This is a genomic window from Roseateles sp., assembly GCF_039929605.1.
Classification (GTDB): Bacteria; Pseudomonadota; Gammaproteobacteria; order Burkholderiales; family Burkholderiaceae_C; genus Pelomonas.
Genome location: NZ_JBDSQX010000061.1, coordinates 17,519 through 32,322, shown reverse-complemented (window position 1 = coordinate 32,322; position 14,804 = coordinate 17,519). Strand labels below are relative to the sequence as shown.

General features: G+C 68.5%; 17 protein-coding genes and 1 pseudogene. 3 read left to right on the top strand and 15 right to left on the bottom strand.

Annotated features, from left to right (window positions below):
* From ABIS05_RS08630 to ABIS05_RS08620, 3 genes and pseudogenes are all read left to right on the top strand, one after another.
* Positions 1-500 (top strand): annotated as a pseudogene (locus tag ABIS05_RS08630) (phosphomannomutase/phosphoglucomutase); the annotation flags it as partial.
* 195 nt (positions 501-695) lie between these two features.
* Positions 696-1,451: a tetratricopeptide repeat protein gene (locus ABIS05_RS08625; protein ID WP_348011029.1), complete on the top strand. Its 756-nt coding sequence runs from the start codon at positions 696-698 to the stop codon at positions 1,449-1,451.
* Positions 1,451-2,719 (top strand): 3-deoxy-D-manno-octulosonic acid transferase, encoded by a 1,269-nt coding sequence (locus ABIS05_RS08620; RefSeq protein ID WP_348011028.1) that lies wholly within the window; start codon positions 1,451-1,453, stop codon positions 2,717-2,719. Before ABIS05_RS08625 ends, ABIS05_RS08620 begins: the two co-directional genes overlap by 1 nt.
* 8 nt (positions 2,720-2,727) lie before the next feature.
* Here the strand turns inward: ABIS05_RS08620 and ABIS05_RS08615 are convergent, their stop codons facing one another.
* From ABIS05_RS08615 to ABIS05_RS08545, 15 genes are all read right to left on the bottom strand, one after another.
* Entirely contained in the window at positions 2,728-3,906 is a 1,179-nt protein-coding gene (locus tag ABIS05_RS08615; RefSeq protein ID WP_348011027.1) for a hypothetical protein, read from the bottom strand.
* 70 nt (positions 3,907-3,976) lie between these two features.
* The gene (locus ABIS05_RS08610; protein ID WP_348011026.1) at positions 3,977-4,648 is read right to left on the bottom strand and encodes a hypothetical protein; all 672 of its coding nucleotides are present in this window, start codon (positions 4,646-4,648) and stop codon (positions 3,977-3,979) included.
* Between the two features lies 1 nt (position 4,649).
* Positions 4,650-4,895, bottom strand: a complete 246-nt coding sequence (locus ABIS05_RS08605) for a hypothetical protein (RefSeq protein ID WP_348011025.1) — start codon at positions 4,893-4,895, stop codon at positions 4,650-4,652.
* Position 4,896: 1 nt separating this feature from the next.
* Positions 4,897-5,103, bottom strand: coding sequence for a Ras family protein (locus tag ABIS05_RS08600; RefSeq protein WP_348011024.1), 207 nt, complete (start codon positions 5,101-5,103; stop codon positions 4,897-4,899).
* Entirely contained in the window at positions 5,100-5,465 is a 366-nt protein-coding gene (locus tag ABIS05_RS08595; RefSeq protein WP_348011023.1) for a hypothetical protein, read from the bottom strand. The genes ABIS05_RS08600 and ABIS05_RS08595 overlap by 4 nt, the downstream gene beginning before the upstream one ends.
* Positions 5,466-5,481: 16 nt before the next feature.
* On the bottom strand, positions 5,482-5,823 hold the full coding sequence (locus ABIS05_RS08590; RefSeq protein ID WP_348011022.1) for a hypothetical protein: 342 nt from the start codon (positions 5,821-5,823) through the stop codon (positions 5,482-5,484).
* A gap of 57 nt (positions 5,824-5,880) precedes the next feature.
* Positions 5,881-6,390, bottom strand: coding sequence for a hypothetical protein (locus ABIS05_RS08585; protein ID WP_348011021.1), 510 nt, complete (start codon positions 6,388-6,390; stop codon positions 5,881-5,883).
* A gap of 29 nt (positions 6,391-6,419) precedes the next feature.
* Positions 6,420-6,746: a R body protein gene (locus ABIS05_RS08580; RefSeq protein WP_348011020.1), complete on the bottom strand. Its 327-nt coding sequence runs from the start codon at positions 6,744-6,746 to the stop codon at positions 6,420-6,422.
* Positions 6,747-6,885: 139 nt separating this feature from the next.
* Positions 6,886-7,293: an FAD-binding monooxygenase gene (locus ABIS05_RS08575; RefSeq protein ID WP_348011019.1), complete on the bottom strand. Its 408-nt coding sequence runs from the start codon at positions 7,291-7,293 to the stop codon at positions 6,886-6,888.
* A 96-nt stretch (positions 7,294-7,389) separates the two neighbouring features.
* Entirely contained in the window at positions 7,390-8,145 is a 756-nt protein-coding gene (locus tag ABIS05_RS08570; protein ID WP_348011018.1) for a hypothetical protein, read from the bottom strand.
* Positions 8,146-8,382: 237 nt separating this feature from the next.
* A complete protein-coding gene (locus ABIS05_RS08565; RefSeq protein ID WP_348011017.1) occupies positions 8,383-9,720 on the bottom strand; it encodes a serine hydrolase in 1,338 nt (445 codons plus the stop codon).
* A gap of 35 nt (positions 9,721-9,755) precedes the next feature.
* On the bottom strand, positions 9,756-11,165 hold the full coding sequence (locus ABIS05_RS08560; protein WP_348011016.1) for an efflux transporter outer membrane subunit: 1,410 nt from the start codon (positions 11,163-11,165) through the stop codon (positions 9,756-9,758).
* A gap of 109 nt (positions 11,166-11,274) precedes the next feature.
* Positions 11,275-12,855 carry a DHA2 family efflux MFS transporter permease subunit gene (locus ABIS05_RS08555; protein ID WP_348011015.1) on the bottom strand — a complete coding sequence of 527 codons (1,581 nt, stop codon included), beginning with the start codon at positions 12,853-12,855 and terminating at the stop codon, positions 11,275-11,277.
* Between the two features lie 7 nt (positions 12,856-12,862).
* Positions 12,863-13,963, bottom strand: a complete 1,101-nt coding sequence (locus ABIS05_RS08550) for an HlyD family secretion protein (RefSeq protein ID WP_348011014.1) — start codon at positions 13,961-13,963, stop codon at positions 12,863-12,865.
* A gap of 29 nt (positions 13,964-13,992) precedes the next feature.
* The gene (locus tag ABIS05_RS08545) at positions 13,993-14,799 is read right to left on the bottom strand and encodes a pirin family protein (RefSeq protein WP_348011013.1); all 807 of its coding nucleotides are present in this window, start codon (positions 14,797-14,799) and stop codon (positions 13,993-13,995) included.
* Positions 14,800-14,804 lie beyond the last annotated feature (5 nt).

Sequence of the window (14,804 nt, the reverse complement as noted above, 5' to 3'; positions counted from 1 at the left end):
TGTGGATGACCGGCCACTCGCTGGCCAAGGCCAAGCTGAAGGAAACCGGCGCGCCGCTGGCCGGCGAACTGTCGGGCCACATCTTCTTTGCCGAGCGCTGGTACGGCTTCGACGACGCGATGTACACCGCCGGCCGCATGCTGGAGATCCTGTCCCGCGCCAAGGACCCGAGCGCCGTGCTGCAGGCCCTGCCCAACAACTTCAACACGCCCGAAATCAACGTGCCCTGCGCCGAAGGCGAGCACCACGAGGTCGTCAAGCAACTGAAGGCGCTCGTGACGAAGGCCGACCTGCCGGGCGTGCTGGAGATCAACACCATCGACGGCATGCGCTTCGAATACGCCGACGGCTTCGGCCTGATCCGCCCGTCCAACACCACGCCGGTGCTCGTGCTGCGCTTCGAGGGCCACACGCCCGAAGCGCTGGAGCGCATCCAGCACGACGTGCTGGCGCAGCTCAAGCGGGTGAAGCCGGACGCCAAGTTCGCGGCTGGTCATTGATGCCCCTCGCCCAAGGAGTACCTTGGTCGGTCCCCCGAGGGGACGGCGATGCTTGCGGCGTTGAGCCGCAAGCACATCGCCAAGGCGGGCCGGCTTGGGAGCGGCCCGGCGCTCGGCCCGCTGAACACGGATAGTTTGCTGACATGGGCTGAGCGGCCAAAGAGCCGCCTCATCATTCATCACAGGGAGAACAACATGCCATTGATCGGAGGCCTGCACATCCTGATCGCGCTGCTCTGCGCGGTCCATGTCGTGCGAAGCGGCCAGCAGCTGTACTGGCTCTTCATCCTCTTTGCCTTCCCGTTGCTGGGCAGCGCGGTCTATTTCTTTGCGATCTACCTGCCCAATTCGCGGCTGGACCATGGCGCACGCAAGGCCGTGACCGCCGCAGCGCGAGCGATGGACCCAGGCCGCGATGTGCGTGAGGCGCGCGTCGTCTACGACGTGTCGCCGTCGGCCCAGAACCAGATGCGCCTGGCCGAGGCGCTGCTGAACGCCGGTGAGGCCAGGGAAGCGGCCGAGCTGTACGAGGGCGCGCTGAAGGGGCCGTTCGCCAACGATCCCGACCTGCGCTTCGGGGCTGTGCGTGCCTACCTGGAGTGCCAGCGCTTCGACGCGGCCCTGAGCCATCTGCTGGCGCTGAAGGCCGAGCGGCCCGAGTACCGGCCCGACCAGGTCCTGCTGCTGCTGGCGCGCTGCTATGCCGGTGTGGGCCGGCAGGCTGAGGCGCGTGAGAGCTTCGAGGCGGCGGTGCAGAAGTACGGCAGCTTCGAGGCCCATGCCGAGTATTCGATCTGGGCACTGGCCACCGGCGACGCCGCCACGGCCGCCCGCCTGCAGACCGAGATCGACCGCCAGGTCCAGCTCTGGACGCACGTCAGCCGGCAGCTGAACGAGCCGGTCATGCGTCGCCTGAAGGCTGCGCACGACCTGGCACGCAAAGGTGGCTGATGCCTGAAGCCCTGGCGCTGGCCCTCTACGCGGCCGCGCTTCGGCTGCTGACGCCCTTCTACCTGCTGCGGCTGTGGCGGCGCGGCGCCAAGGAGGCGCTCTATCGCCACGCGCTGGGCGAGCGGCTCGGCTTGCATTCGGGCCACGCGGAACCCGGCCGGCTGTGGATTCACGCCGTGTCTCTCGGCGAGACGCGCGCCGCCAGCGCGTTGATCGACGCGTTGCGCGCTCGGGACCCGGCGCTCAGGTTCCTGCTGACCCATTCGACCGCGACGGGCCGCGAGGCCGGTGAATCGCTGCTGCGCGACGGTGATTCGCAAGCCTGGCTGCCCTACGACACACCCGGCGCCGTGCGTCGCTTCCTGCGCCACTGGCAGCCACGCGTCGGCGTGCTGATGGAGACCGAGGTCTGGCCCACCCTGCAGCGCGAGGCTGAAGCAGCAGGCGTGCCCATGGTGCTGGCCAACGCGCGCTTGTCCGAGAAGAGCCTGCGCCAGGGGCTCAGGTTCGCGTCGCTGATGCGCCCTGCCGCCCGCCGCATGACGCTGGCGCTGGCGCAGACGGAGGCCGATGCCGAGCGCATCCGCATGATGGGCACGGCGCGTGTCGAAGTTGCCGGCAACCTCAAGTACGACATCGCCGTGGACCCGGCGCTGATCGCGCGCGGTCAAGCCTGGGCCGCGCAGCTGGGTCGGCCCGTGCTGATGCTGGCCGTCAGCCGTGAAGGCGAAGAGGCGGCGCTGTTGGCCGAGTGGGTGAAGCAGCCGGCACCTCGCCCACTGCTGGCCATCGTGCCGCGCCACCCTCAGCGCTTCGACGAAATCGCTGCCCTCATCGAAGGCGCCGGCTTCCAGCTCGCACGTCGCAGCAGCTGGGCCGGCGAACCGCCGGCCGAAGCCTTGCAGGCCGACGTCTGGCTCGGCGACTCGATGCGCGAGATGCCGCTGTACTACGGCCTGGCCAACGTCGCGCTGCTGGGCGGCAGCTTCGAGCCGCTGGGCGGCCAGAACCTCATCGAGGCCGCGGCCTGCGGCTGCCCGGTGCTGGCCGGGCCGCACACCTTCAACTTCGCGGAGGCGGCGGCGCTGGCTATCCAGGCGGGCGCGGCGCAGCGCTGCCGGGACCTTGCCGAAGCCGTGTCCCGTGGGTTGTTGCTGTGCGCGAACATCGGCCAGCGCGACGCGATGGCAGTCGACGCAATGGCCTTTGCGGCTGCTCACCGAGGCGCAGCCAGGCGCATGGCCGAGTCGGTGCTCTGCCTGGCCTGAGCTGACCTTCAGCAGCTGCCGACGACCTGGACCGCCGGGATCAGCGATGTGGGCTGGCCCGCTCCCGGTGCCGTGGCCGGTTGCGCGCGCGTGCCGGGCTTGACCAACATCGGCTGCGGCTGTTTGCCGCACCAGATGCCCTGGCGGCTGCCGTTCGCGGCGTAGAGGCCGTGGAAGTAGTTGACCTGGTAGTCGTCGGTGCGAGGCAGCTCCTGGAACTGGAAGTCCGTCAGCTTGTTCAGGAACTGAACCGACATCGTGGCCTCGGTGTAGCGACCCACGTAGAACGGCGGTTCGGGCAGGTGGTCGGCGACGTGCGACATGCCGTCGGTCAGCAGCACGAGACCGCCATCCTGCACGGCCACCGAGTAGGGCACGACATTCATGCCGCAGGACGTGACCAGTTGGACGTCGGGCTGTCGGGCGTCCGGCCCGACGGACTGCTGCAGTATGTTCACCGCGTTCACCAGCACCTGCAGGGCATGGTCCAGGCAGACCTCCAGCCCGACCGTCATGCCGTCCCAGTGGATGAGGTTGTCCAGCACCTGGTCGGGGTTGAGGTGGAAGCTGAACACCGTGGTCGGGTCCAGGTTGGCGTGGTTGCCCTGGGGCGGCCCGTCGATGTTGGAGATGTAGTGCTTCTCCATCAGCACATAGGGCACCGACGCATCGGCGGCCGCGCGCTGCCCGCGCAGCATGATGGCGGTGTTGAGCAGATTCATGCGCTCGTCCACCGGAGGCAGCACGGAGCACACCGTGCCGGCCACGAGCACCCAGTCGGCGAACAGCGGCGAGCTCTGGATGGCGCCGTACAAGGCCTCAGCGAGCTCAAAACGCGCGCGCTCGGGGTAGGAACCGAAACTGGTGTTGCGCTGGAACTCGTGGTCGTGCACTTCGTCCGGGCTGGCGCAGCGGAAGTAGAACTCCGGCGCGATGAACACCTTGAGGGTGCTCGGGTCATGCATCCCCGGGGCGTTGGCAAAGGTTTGTGCGGCCCAGTACAGCGCATTGACCATGCGCTGGGCACGCGACTGCAGGTCGGGGTCTGCCAGCTGGATGAGGGGCGCACCAGCCTGCGGCTGTGCGTTGCCAGGTGCCGAAGGGTAGAAGGTGGGCACCATATAGCTCAGCGGCAGCAGCTGCGTGTAGCGGTTGCGCTGGCCGTAGAGGCGTTGGTTCAGGTCCATGGTCGATCTCCGTGATTCAAGGTCAATGGATCGCGCGCCGGGGCAGCGCGGGACGAGGTTGCCGGGCCGGTCAATGCACCTGCCGCAGCAACCAATAGATGGCCTTCACCGTCTGCAGCGCGATGGTCTGGTCCTCGGCGGCGAAGGCCTTGAGCGGCAGCACGCCGGGCAGGCTGAAGCCGGGGAAGACGACGACCGGCTGGCCCAGCGTGTCGGTGGACAGCGGGCGGGGCTCGGGCACGTTGACGAAAAGGTGGCGCAGCAGCGCAGCGATCACGCCCAGCGCGATCAGCGCCAGCACGGCCAGCACCGTCACCAGCAGTTGGATGGGCGGTACCTCGATGTCGTTGATCAGGCTGGCCACCCAGGTCACGAGCACCGCCATGTCGACAGTGAGCGGCGTGTTCAGCACCTGGATCTGCTCGGTCTGCACCAGCAGGCCGGGTTGCTGCGTGAACTCGACCTCCCAGGGGCGGCCATTCACGGTCACGCTCAGGCGCGTTTGCCGCGTGGCCCAGGGGTTGTCGCCGGCCACGCAGTCGACACGGCACAGGCCGGGCGCGAGTGCGTGGGGCGCGGCGAGTTGGAGCCAATCGGGCGGGCTGGCCGGCAGCCCGACGTCGGCCGCATCGGCGTTGATGACGAGCGGCACTGGGGTGGGTGAGCCCGCAGCGGCCGCTGCCGACGGGAAGGCCACGAGCACGAGGCTTTTCGGCAGCGGGCGGCGGGGCGGCACCGGCATGTCACGCCCCCAGCTTCGCCGCTTGACTTGCCACCTCGCCGGCCACCAAGCTGGCCTCGTAGGCCAGCAGGCCGTCCCCGATGGCGGTGGCGCTGAGGGGCAGCGAAGCCAGGATCAGCGGCGCCGTGTTGTCGCCCAGGATCTGGCTCATCAGCTGGTAGGCCGTGCGCGCGCTGGGCAGCGCCACCGCGTTCGCAAGCGCGGCAGTGGCCAGCGGCCCTTCGACGATCGAACCCGTGGCGGCCATGTCAGCGCCCCGGCGCAGGCGGCAGGTTGTAGATCTGGCGGATGCGGTCGAGCACCTTGTCGTTCTCGCGCTTGATGGTGGCCATCTGCTCGTCCGCGTTGCCGTCCACGCCGAGCAACGCCACCTGCTCGGCGACGATGACCATGGACTGCGCCATCTGCTGCGCGATGTCGGTCAGCTCGGCGATGGGGATGGGTGGCAGGTTCATTTCCGGTCCTTGGGTGGCGGTGGTTTTGGATGCGGTGGCTTTGGATGCTTTGGATGCGGTGGTTTTACAAGCGGTGGCTCGCCGGCGGCCTCGCGGCCCACCATCTGCGCGTTGACATAGGCGATGCAATCGGCAAACGACCGCAATGGGCCGATGGGCTCTTGCTCGTCGCCCAAGCTGCAGGCCGCGATCACCGACAGAACGCCGGTGGACTCGCTGCGGATTACGTAGTACTGCGGCGGTGGTCCTGCGGCCATGACGGCCTGCTGGATGCGCGCGTCGATCTGCGACATCAGCCGGTTGCTCAGCTGTCGCACCCAGTCCGGCGACTGGTCGTCATCGGGGTCCGCGGAGTCGGGCATGGCGAACTCCGCAGGGTCAGCGTGAGCCGGCCAGCACCGCGCGCAGGTCGGCCAGCGCCTGGGCCGTCTCGTTGCCGCTGAACGCCTCGACGGCGGCGCGAGCCTCCTTCGCCGATGCGACCTGCACCTGGCTCGCCGCCTTGGCGAGGATGGCGAGCCGCAACCGGCTCATGCCCTGCTGCCGTGCAAGCTGCGTCTGCCCGGCCAGGTCGGTGTTGCGAACCTGGTTAGCAAAGGCGAGGTTGGACACCATGGCTCCCTGCTGCGCGATGGCCAGCAAGTCCTCCACCGCGCCAGCGGCAAAGGGCGACGGCGGCCGGCTGCGGCGGTCGTCAATCTCGATATGGACTTCGCTCATCTCGCCTCCTGGGTTGAGGCCGGAGCGCCAGCGGCGCCCCGGTGGTGGGGTCAGGCGTCAACCGGCGTTGACGTTGACCTTCAAGGTGATGCCGCCGTCGTCGAGCAGGATCGACAGGTCCTCCCGCTGGAAGCGGCCCGGGATGCGCACCTTGATGGACGGCGGCACGACCAGCGCGCCGTCGACCAGGCGCAAGCCCAGCGCGAGCAGATCCCGCAGCAGCGGCAACGGGATGGGCGGCTTGCCATCAGGCGGCCTGGCAAACGCCGCGAGCGTCGACTTCAGGTCGGCGATGGTCTGCGCCAGCTCGTTGTTGCTCAGCACGTCGACGGCAGACCGGGCTTCCATGGGCCCGAGGTTGCCCACGGTGTTGGTGCCCCCGGCCAGCACCGACAGGCCGAGTTCGCCCACCGTCCGCTGGTTGCTCACCGCGTTCTGCTGGCCCAGGTTGGTGCTGGCCACCGCGTTCGCGAAGGCAAGGTTGGACAGCATGGCCGGCTGCTCGGAGATCGCCTTCAGGTTGCCGATGGCGACGGCGCTGACGACTTCGTCATTGAGTTTGGACATGATTCATCCTCCCGTTCGGGGCCGATGAATCAGGACTGCGGCGGTGCCGACGCGAAGGCCTGCACCGTGGACTTCAGGTCCGCGATGGTCTGCGCCAGCTCGTTGTTGCTGAGGATGTCCACCGCCGAGCGCGCCTCCAGCGGCTGCAGGTTGCTGATGGTGTTGGCGGCCTTGGCCAGGATGGAGATGTTCAGTTCGTTCAGCGACTGCTGGTTCGCCACCGCGTTCTGCTGGGACAGGTTGGTGTTGGCGATCAGGTTGGCGTGGGCGAGGTTGGACAGCATCGCCGGCTGTTCCGAGATCGCCTTGAGGTTGCCGATGGCGACGGCGCTGATGACTTCTTCATTGAGAGGCATGATGAAACTCCTTGGACAGGTGGGTGGGTGGATTCAACGGGTCGCCTACCGTCGCCCCCGGCGAGCGGGGAGGCTGCGCCCACCGTGCTCCCCGGAGCACGGTGGGACACAAGAGGTGCGCCGTGGGGCGCGGGTGACCTCAGCCGCCGTTCGGCGTGAATGGCGCGTTTTGCGCGAACGGCGCGTTCGGTGGCGGCGGCGGGTTGACGTGCAACGTCTGGATCTGCGCCAGGATGCGACCGACGTCCTGGGCCATCTGGTCGATGGCGTCCTGGTTCATGCAGCCGCCGCGCGCTGCTTGCTGCGCATGCGCCTGGGCTTGGGCCTGCCCTGCATGCTCGATCAGCGTGACCGCCCGTGCCGCCGTCGCCATGTGGACCTGGTTCATGGCCTGCTGCTGGCTCAGCGCGATCTGCTGCTGCATGTTCTGGTTGAAGATCTGCTGCGCCAACGCGAGGTTGGCCAGCACGGCAGGCTGCTCGCCAATCGACTTGGCGTTGGAGATCGCGATTGCCTGAATGATGTCGGCGGGCAGTGAGTCAGCCATGGAATTTCTCCCTGATCCCGATCTATCGGGCATGCAATGGATGCTAGGGAAAGAGGCTGATGGATCGAAGTATCACTACGGTATCTGTCCGCGCTGTTACGGTAACGCGAGGTGCTGTTTCAACGCCCGGCAGATGGTCGTGGCGAGGGCTTCCTGCTCCAGGATGGAGAAGTTTGGCGCTTGGTCGAACTGCTGGGCCCAGGTGACCCGCTGCCGGGGCGCTTCCATCAGGCACACCGATGCGCGCAGACGGGTCGGGTCGATGCGCAGCGTGCTGACGATGACGCGCGGCTCGGCTTTTCCCTCACTCCGCCCTTCACCAAGCGCCTCGCCCAACACGACCGGGCCGAAGGCTTGCACCATCTGGTTGAGCAGTTCCTCCTGCAGCCCCTGCGCGAACGCCTGGCCCGCCGCACTGCCGGCAATGACCTGGATGGGCCGGATCGCCAACGCGTCGCTTCGCGTTGCAGCGGTTGGCTCAACGGGCGCAACGTCAGGCTGCGCAGGGCGGCGTTCGATGATCGGCAGATAGCTGCCTAGCGGAATGCGGATCACCACGTCGCCCGGCCGCGCACATTCGGTGCCGTAGGTCTCCAGCCGGCGCCGCAGCCGGCCGACCTGTACGCGCACCGACGGGTCTTCGCCGGGGCTGTAGTCCGCCGGCTTGCGACCGAGCACCTCCAGGCCGATGGCGTACTCGGTCGTCCCGCGCACGTTGCCACCCAGCGCCTGGTCCACCAAGTAGCGCAGCAGCCGACCCATCAGCCGCGCCTTGGCGAAGACGACGCTGCTCAGGATGTGTTCACAGGCTGCGCGCGCCTGGGCATCGCTGACCGCATCGTCGAGACTCAACACTGTCCAAGCCTCTCCGCCGGCGGCCGACTTCTACCCGCGCACCGGAACTGGCCCGGTACAACTCACGCCAGCGTCAGCGCGAGGCCTGCGAATGACAGGCCCTGGCGCAACGAGATGCGTTCAGCAGAAGGAAACGGCTTTCCTGGCCGGATGGCGCCATGGGCAAGTGCTCATCCCCTGTTTTAATCCTCAATGCAGGGGACGCCACCTGCGCTCAGACAGGCCGTCAGGAAATCATTCCCGCAGGAAGCGCGGCTGGGCGCCGCCTTGGTAGAGCGTTAGCGCTTTCGCATCGCCATCGAACTCGATCTCCAGCGGCGCGATCTTGGCGAAAAAGCGCCGCGGCGCCTTGGCGAACAGCTCGAACTCGCCCTGCCCTGTGGCCTGCGCGAACAGCCGCTGGCCCTCAGCGCGGACGGTCAGCTTGAACTGCGGCGTGACCGCGTACACGCCAGCCATCGGCTGCAATTGCTCGGCCGGCAGCGTGATGCTGGCCTGGCGGGTGGCCGCAAAGTCGCGCAACGGCATGCTCTCGTCCAGCAGATGCAGGGCCAGGTCGGTGACCGGCACCTGGGCATTGGCCAGCACGACGGCTGCGCGGCCACGCTGCGGGTCCAGCCACAGCGAGCTGCTGAAGCCGCCCGTGCCGCCGTCGTGGTTGAACACGGTGCGGCCATTCAGCGGGGCCAGCAGCCAGGCCAGGCCGATGGGGTTGATGGGCGCCGAACCCGCCGCGCGGCGCTGCAGGCACAGCGCGAAGGCTTCGCGCAGCGGATGCTCGTAGCCACCCAGCGCGGCCTCCGCATAGCGCAACAGGCCGCGCGCCGACCCGTGCAACGCGCCGGCGCCGGCCGTCGGGCTCTGGAAGTGCCAGACCGACACCGGCTTGCCCTGCGCGTCGTGGCCTTGCAGCAGCGCCGGCCGGCCGAAGCCGACATGGCGCTGCAAGCCCAGCGGCTCCAGCACGCGGCGGGTCAGCAACGTGGCGTAGTCGGTGCCTTGGCGCAGCGCCAGCGCGTGGCCGAGCAGGCCGAACCCGAGGTTGGAGTATTCGAAGCGGCTGTCGCGCGGGACGGCCGGCTGCCAGCTCTTCAGGAACAAGCCCAGCGCGGCCCAGTCGTAGTCGGCATAGGGATCGTCAGCCTTGGCCGGCGCGAAATTGGACGGCAGGCGCGGCAGCCCGGAGCGCTGCGTGGCCAGGTCCACCCAGCGCAGCGGCTGGCCCGCGCTGTCGCGCAGCTTGAGTCCTTCCGGCAGGGCCGCCTCGACGGCGTCGTCGAGCTTCAATTCACCGCGCACGACGGCATCGGCCAGCAGCAGCGCCGTGAAGGTCTTGGTGATGGAGCCGAGCTCGAAGACGCTGTCGGCGTCAGGCCTTGGGCCGGCTTTTGAGGCGCCTGCAAATTCGGTCTTGCCGCCGCTGAGCCGGCCGGCGGCCAGCGCGACGCCGTCGTCCTTGAGGCGAGCCTCCAGCAGCGTCTGCAGCGCAGAAGCCTCCGCTTGAGCCAGCACGGGAAAGGCGGCGCTGCTGGCGGCGGCCAGCAGGCAATGGCGACGTGTGATGCGGTCCATGAGTTCTCCTCAGGGGCCGCAGCATAACGACGGGGTCAGGTGCCGGCGGGCGTCCAACCGCCGCCCAAGGCCTTCACGAGCTGCGCCGTCGCCGCCCACTGCGCGCCGCGCAGTTGCGCAAGAGCCCGCTCCGTCGCCAGCGGCGTGCGCTCGGCTTCGGTCACGTCGAGGTAGCTCACCGCTCCCTTGTCATAGCGGCTCTTGGCCACGGTCAGCGCCTGGCCGGCTGACGACAGCGTGCGGTTCTGCGCGTCCACCACCGTCGCGCGGCCTTGCAGTTCAGCCAGTGCGTCGTCCACCTCGCGCAGCGCCTGCAGCAGGCGGCCACGGAAGGCGGCGAGGGACTCGTCGACCTGGGCCTTGGCGCCGGCCAGGTTGGCCTTGTTGCGGCCGCCCTCGAAGATCGGCAGCGAGATGCTGGGGCCGACGTTGTAGAGCCGCGCCGGAGCAGAGATGAGGTCGCCCAGTTCCTTGCTCTGGTAGCCAAAGCTGCCGGTCAGGCGGATGGACGGGTAGAAGGCCGCCTCGGCGATGCCGACCTGGGCGGTCGCCGCGTGCAGTTGCGCGAGGCTCTGGGCCAGGTCTGGGCGGCGTTGCAGCAGTTCGGACGGCAGGCCGGCGCGGATCTGCGGCGGCGTGGCCAGCGGCGAAGCCTGCAGCTTCAGCTCGGCTGCGGCCTGGCCGGTCAGTGCAGCGATCTGGTTAGCCAACAGGGCCTGGCGGCGCGGCAGGTCGGCCATGTCGGCGTCGGCGGCGGCGAGTTCGGCGCGCACGCGCTCCAGGTCTTGCATGGTGGACGAGCCGGCGTCGAAGCGCGTCTGCGCCACCTTGAAGGCGTTGCCGCGGCTGTCGCGCAGGCGTTGCAGTGCGGTCGCTTCGTCGGCCAGCGCGCGCCATTGCCAGTAGGCGGCGGCGACGTCGGCCGTCAGCGCCACGCGGGCGGCGGCGGCGTCCAGCGTGGAGGCGTCGAGCTGAGCTTGTGACGCCTCGGCCTGGCGCTTCACGCGGCCCCACAGGTCGATCTCCCAGCCGAGCGAGGCCTGGATGCCGGTGTTGGTGCCGTCGAAGGTGATGGCCTGGCCGCCGAGGACCGGCGTGGTGACGGACTTGGCCGAGGTGCGCAGGTGGGTGACGCTGCCACCGACGTCGACACGCGGCAGCTCGTCGGCCTTGACGGCGCCAAACACGGCGCGGGCACGGTCCACGCGCGCAGCCGCCGCAGCGAGCGTCGGGCTGGCCTGCAGCGCCTGGGCCTCCAGCGCGTTGAGCTGAGCATCGCCGAACATCAGCCACCAGTCGCGTTGCAGCTCGGCGCCGGCCACGGGCGCGGCGGCGCGGTAGGCGGGGGGTGCGTTGGCGGCGGGCGACTGGTAGTTGGGGCCGACGGTCGTACAGGCGGCCAAAGCGGCCGTGAGCAGTAGCGACAACGAATACTTTGCATTCATCTCAATCTCCAAACGAGAGTGCATGTCCAAGCGGCTGCCGTGGAACCGGCTTTGCCGGGCCACTGGCTGCGCCCCTTGAGGGGAGCGCGAAGCGCAACGGGGTGGTCCATCAATGTGCGGCTTCGGCGGCGCCAGCGCCACCGAGCACCTTCTTGCTCATCCAGACGATGAAGACACAGGCGAACAGCGCGATGCCGAGGATCAGGAAGGCGTCGTTGTAGGCCATGACGAAGCTGTCGCGGCGCACCACGTTGTCCAGTGCCTTGAGGGCCATGTCCTGCGCGGTGGCGAGGTCGGCGCCCTTGGCTGCGAAGTTCTGCGTCAGCGCCTCCAGCCGCGCCTGCGTGGCGGGGTCGTAAAGGCTGACGGACTCGCCGACGCGGGCGCTGTGCAGGTGCTCGCGGTTGGTGATCAACGTGGCCAGCATCGCGATGCCGACCGAGCCGCCGAGGTTGCGCATCATGTTGAACATGCCCGACGCGCTCGGCAGCAGGTTGGGCGGAATGCCGTTGATCGCAAAGTTAGTCAGCGTGATCATGATGAGCGGCTGGCCCAGCGCGCGCACGATCTGCGCGGCGATCAGCTCCGGGCCGGCCGTGTCGGCGCTCATGTGCGTGTTCATGAAGCACGACGTGGCGAACAGCAGGAGGCCCACGCTCATCATCACGCGGTTGTCCAGCTTGGTGGACAGCTTGGCCGCGAACGGCATGATGAAGAGCTGCGGCAGGCCCATCCACATGATGACCAGGCCGATCTGCATGGGGGTGTACTGGGCGATCTGGCCCAGGTACAGCGGCAGGATGAATGCCGAGCCGTAGAGGCCCATGCCAGTGGCGAACGCGATCACGCCGGCGATCAGGAAACTGGGGCGGCCGAGGATGTGCAGGTCGATGAAGGTGTTCTTGCGCGTGAGGCCACGCCAGGCCCAGCCGTAGATGCCGCCCACCGCCAGCACGGCGGCCGTGATGATGAAGGGGCTCTGGAACCAGTCCTTGGCGTTGCCTTCTTCCAGCATCGCCGTGAGAGACCCGAGGCCGATGGCCATGCAGGCGATGCCGAACCAGTCGACATCCCGCAGCAGCTTCAGGTTCATCGGCTCCTTCTCCAGGCCGATGCCGACGCCAAGCACCAGCAGGATGCCGGGCACCCAGTTGATGTAGAAGATGCTGGGCCAGCCGTAGAGCTCGGTCAGGTAGCCGCCCACCGTGGGGCCGAGCGTGGGTGCGAGCGTGGCCGTCATGCCGAACAGCGCGAGGCCGATCGGGCGCTTGTTCAGCGGCAGCTTGCGCGTGACCAGCGTCATCGCCATGGGGATCATGACGCCGCCCGTGAAGCCCTGGGCGGCGCGGAAGACGATCATGCTTTCCAGGCTCCAGGCCATGCCGCACAGCGTGCTGAAGGCGAGGAACAGCACCACGTTGACGATGAGATAGCGCCGCGTGGAGAACACCATCGACAGGAAGCCGGCGAGCGGGATGACGACGATCTCGGCGACGAGGTAGGCGCTGGAGATCCAGGAGCCCTCTTCCTGCGTGGCCGACAGCGCGCCGAGGATGTCTCTCAGCGACGAGTTGGTGATAGCAATGTCAAGCACCGCCATGAAGGCGCCCAGCAGGCTCGCCAACACGGCCAGCCAGGTGCGGCCGTTGACCTTTTCGCCGGGCGGCGGGGGGAGGTTTTCGTTGCCCATGCCGTTCTCAATCGGCGATGTGGACTTCCACCTGCACGGACAAGCCGGGCACGATGCGTGTCGCCGCCTCGCCCAGCGCCTTCAGGCTTTCGGGCTCGAAGACGACCTTGACCGGCACGCGCTGCACGATCTTGGTGAAGTTGCCGGTCGCGTTGTCCGGCGGCAGCAGCGCAAAGCTGGCACCCGAGGCGGGGGCGAAACTGTCGACGTGGGCCAGCAACTCCTGGCCCGGGAAGGCGTCGACCTTCACATGCACCTTCTGGCCGGGCTTCATCTTGGCCAGTTGCGTTTCCTTGAAGTTGGCCGTGATCCACACCTCGGGCTCGACGATGGCCGCGAGCTGCTGGCCGGGCTGCACGCGCTGGCCGACTTCCACGGTGCGCTTGCCGATGCGGCCGTCGCTGGCGGCCTTCAGCTCGACGTAGCCGAGCTGGTTCTGCGCGTCTTTCAGCAGGGCTTGCGTGGCGCCCTTCTGTGCGTTGGCGGACTGGCGGGCGCTCTCGGCGGCCACGACCGCCTCCTTGGCGGCGGAGGCGCCGGCCTTGCGGGCGGCCACGTCGGCGCGGGCCACGTCACGGGCGGCGAGCGCCGCGTCCAGCTCCTGCTTGGAGGTGGCGCGCAGCTCGGCGCCGAACAGCGCCTGGCTGCGCTTGGCGTCCAGCTCGGTGCGGGCCAGCACGCTCTCGGCCTGGGCGACCTGCGAGTTCGTCACCGCGCCCTGGGCCTTGGCCTGGGCGATCTGCGCGGCGCTGGTGGCGATGGCAGCGTCGGCCTGGGCGATCTGCGCCTTCAGGCGCTCGATCTGCACGGCGGCGTCGGCCGGGTCCAGGCGCAGCAGCACGTCGCCGGCCTTCACGACCGCGTTGTCCAGCATGCGCATCTCGGTGACGACACCGGCCACGCGCGTGGCCACCGGGTGGATGCGGCCGGCGATGAAGGCGTTTTCGGTCTCCACCAGATGCTGGGCGCGCCACCACATGCGGCCGCCCAGGCCGATGCCACCGATCAGCAGAATCGCGCCAAAGATCAGCAACGGCACGGGCGGGCCACTCTTCTTGCTGTTCACGTCGGGCTTGGGGGGCGTGGCGTTTTCTTGTGCTGCGTTCATGACAGGTTTCCTTCTTGTGTGGCTTGGTTTTATCGAGGGCTGAGGCGGCCCATGCCGCCCGACTGGAAGCGCTGCAGTGCGGCCACGACTTGGCCTTCATCGCTCATGACGAAGGGGCCGTGGCGCACAACGGGCTCAAGGAGCGGCCGGCCGCAGAAGCAGGCCAGGCGCATGGCTTGGGCAGCGACGATGCGGGCGCCGCTGCCCACCGCCAGGCTGAGGGCGCGGCCGATGGCAAGCGGAAATTCATCGGTGTGGCCGCTGCCGTGGATGACGATGGCGAAGCCTTGTTCGCCTTCGGGCAGCGTGAGATCAAAGCTGGCACCGACGTCGATGTCGACCAGCACGAGTGATGTGGACCACGGCAGGTCCAGCGTGGTGTCGGCGCCGAACACTTGCACCGCCCGCCAGCCCTCGCCCACCCGGCGTGGCATCTGCTCGGCGCGCAGGCGCATGACGGTCGGCGCACGCAGCTTCTGGTCGGCCGGCAGGTTGACGAAGATCTGCAGGCCATGTGCCTCGCGGCCGGGCTCGGCCGGGAACTCGTCGTGCATGACGCCGCGGCCGGCCAGCACCCAGTGCAGGCCGCCCGGCTCGATCGCGTATTCGCCGCCCAGCGAGTCGCGGCTGATCATGCCGGTTGCCGAGTCGTCGAAGAGATAGGTCACTGCCGAGAAGCCGGCATGCGGGTGCGGCGCGAACGCCGGCTCACTCATGCGGAAGTGGTCGACCATGATGAAGGGGTCGAGCAGCGCCAGCGGCTCGCGCCAACCGTCGGCCTGGAAGCCGGCGCCGATGCGGTGCCTGTGCGGCTGGAGCAGACGGGTGCTTGACATGATGG

Coding starts and splice junctions, on each gene's coding strand:
- ABIS05_RS08565 (WP_348011017.1), bottom strand. CDS start 9,720: ATGGACCGCATCACACGTCGCCATTGCCTGCTGGCCGCCGCCAGCAGC.
- ABIS05_RS08620 (WP_348011028.1), top strand. CDS start 1,451: ATGCCTGAAGCCCTGGCGCTGGCCCTCTACGCGGCCGCGCTTCGGCTG.
- ABIS05_RS08585 (WP_348011021.1), bottom strand. CDS start 6,390: ATGTCCAAACTCAATGACGAAGTCGTCAGCGCCGTCGCCATCGGCAAC.
- ABIS05_RS08615 (WP_348011027.1), bottom strand. CDS start 3,906: ATGGACCTGAACCAACGCCTCTACGGCCAGCGCAACCGCTACACGCAG.
- ABIS05_RS08575 (WP_348011019.1), bottom strand. CDS start 7,293: ATGGCTGACTCACTGCCCGCCGACATCATTCAGGCAATCGCGATCTCC.
- ABIS05_RS08595 (WP_348011023.1), bottom strand. CDS start 5,465: ATGCCCGACTCCGCGGACCCCGATGACGACCAGTCGCCGGACTGGGTG.
- ABIS05_RS08555 (WP_348011015.1), bottom strand. CDS start 12,855: ATGGGCAACGAAAACCTCCCCCCGCCGCCCGGCGAAAAGGTCAACGGC.
- ABIS05_RS08590 (WP_348011022.1), bottom strand. CDS start 5,823: ATGAGCGAAGTCCATATCGAGATTGACGACCGCCGCAGCCGGCCGCCG.
- ABIS05_RS08625 (WP_348011029.1), top strand. CDS start 696: ATGCCATTGATCGGAGGCCTGCACATCCTGATCGCGCTGCTCTGCGCG.
- ABIS05_RS08560 (WP_348011016.1), bottom strand. CDS start 11,165: ATGAATGCAAAGTATTCGTTGTCGCTACTGCTCACGGCCGCTTTGGCC.
- ABIS05_RS08600 (WP_348011024.1), bottom strand. CDS start 5,103: ATGAACCTGCCACCCATCCCCATCGCCGAGCTGACCGACATCGCGCAG.
- ABIS05_RS08605 (WP_348011025.1), bottom strand. CDS start 4,895: ATGGCCGCCACGGGTTCGATCGTCGAAGGGCCGCTGGCCACTGCCGCG.
- ABIS05_RS08545 (WP_348011013.1), bottom strand. CDS start 14,799: ATGTCAAGCACCCGTCTGCTCCAGCCGCACAGGCACCGCATCGGCGCC.
- ABIS05_RS08610 (WP_348011026.1), bottom strand. CDS start 4,648: ATGCCGGTGCCGCCCCGCCGCCCGCTGCCGAAAAGCCTCGTGCTCGTG.
- ABIS05_RS08550 (WP_348011014.1), bottom strand. CDS start 13,963: ATGAACGCAGCACAAGAAAACGCCACGCCCCCCAAGCCCGACGTGAAC.
- ABIS05_RS08580 (WP_348011020.1), bottom strand. CDS start 6,746: ATGCCTCTCAATGAAGAAGTCATCAGCGCCGTCGCCATCGGCAACCTC.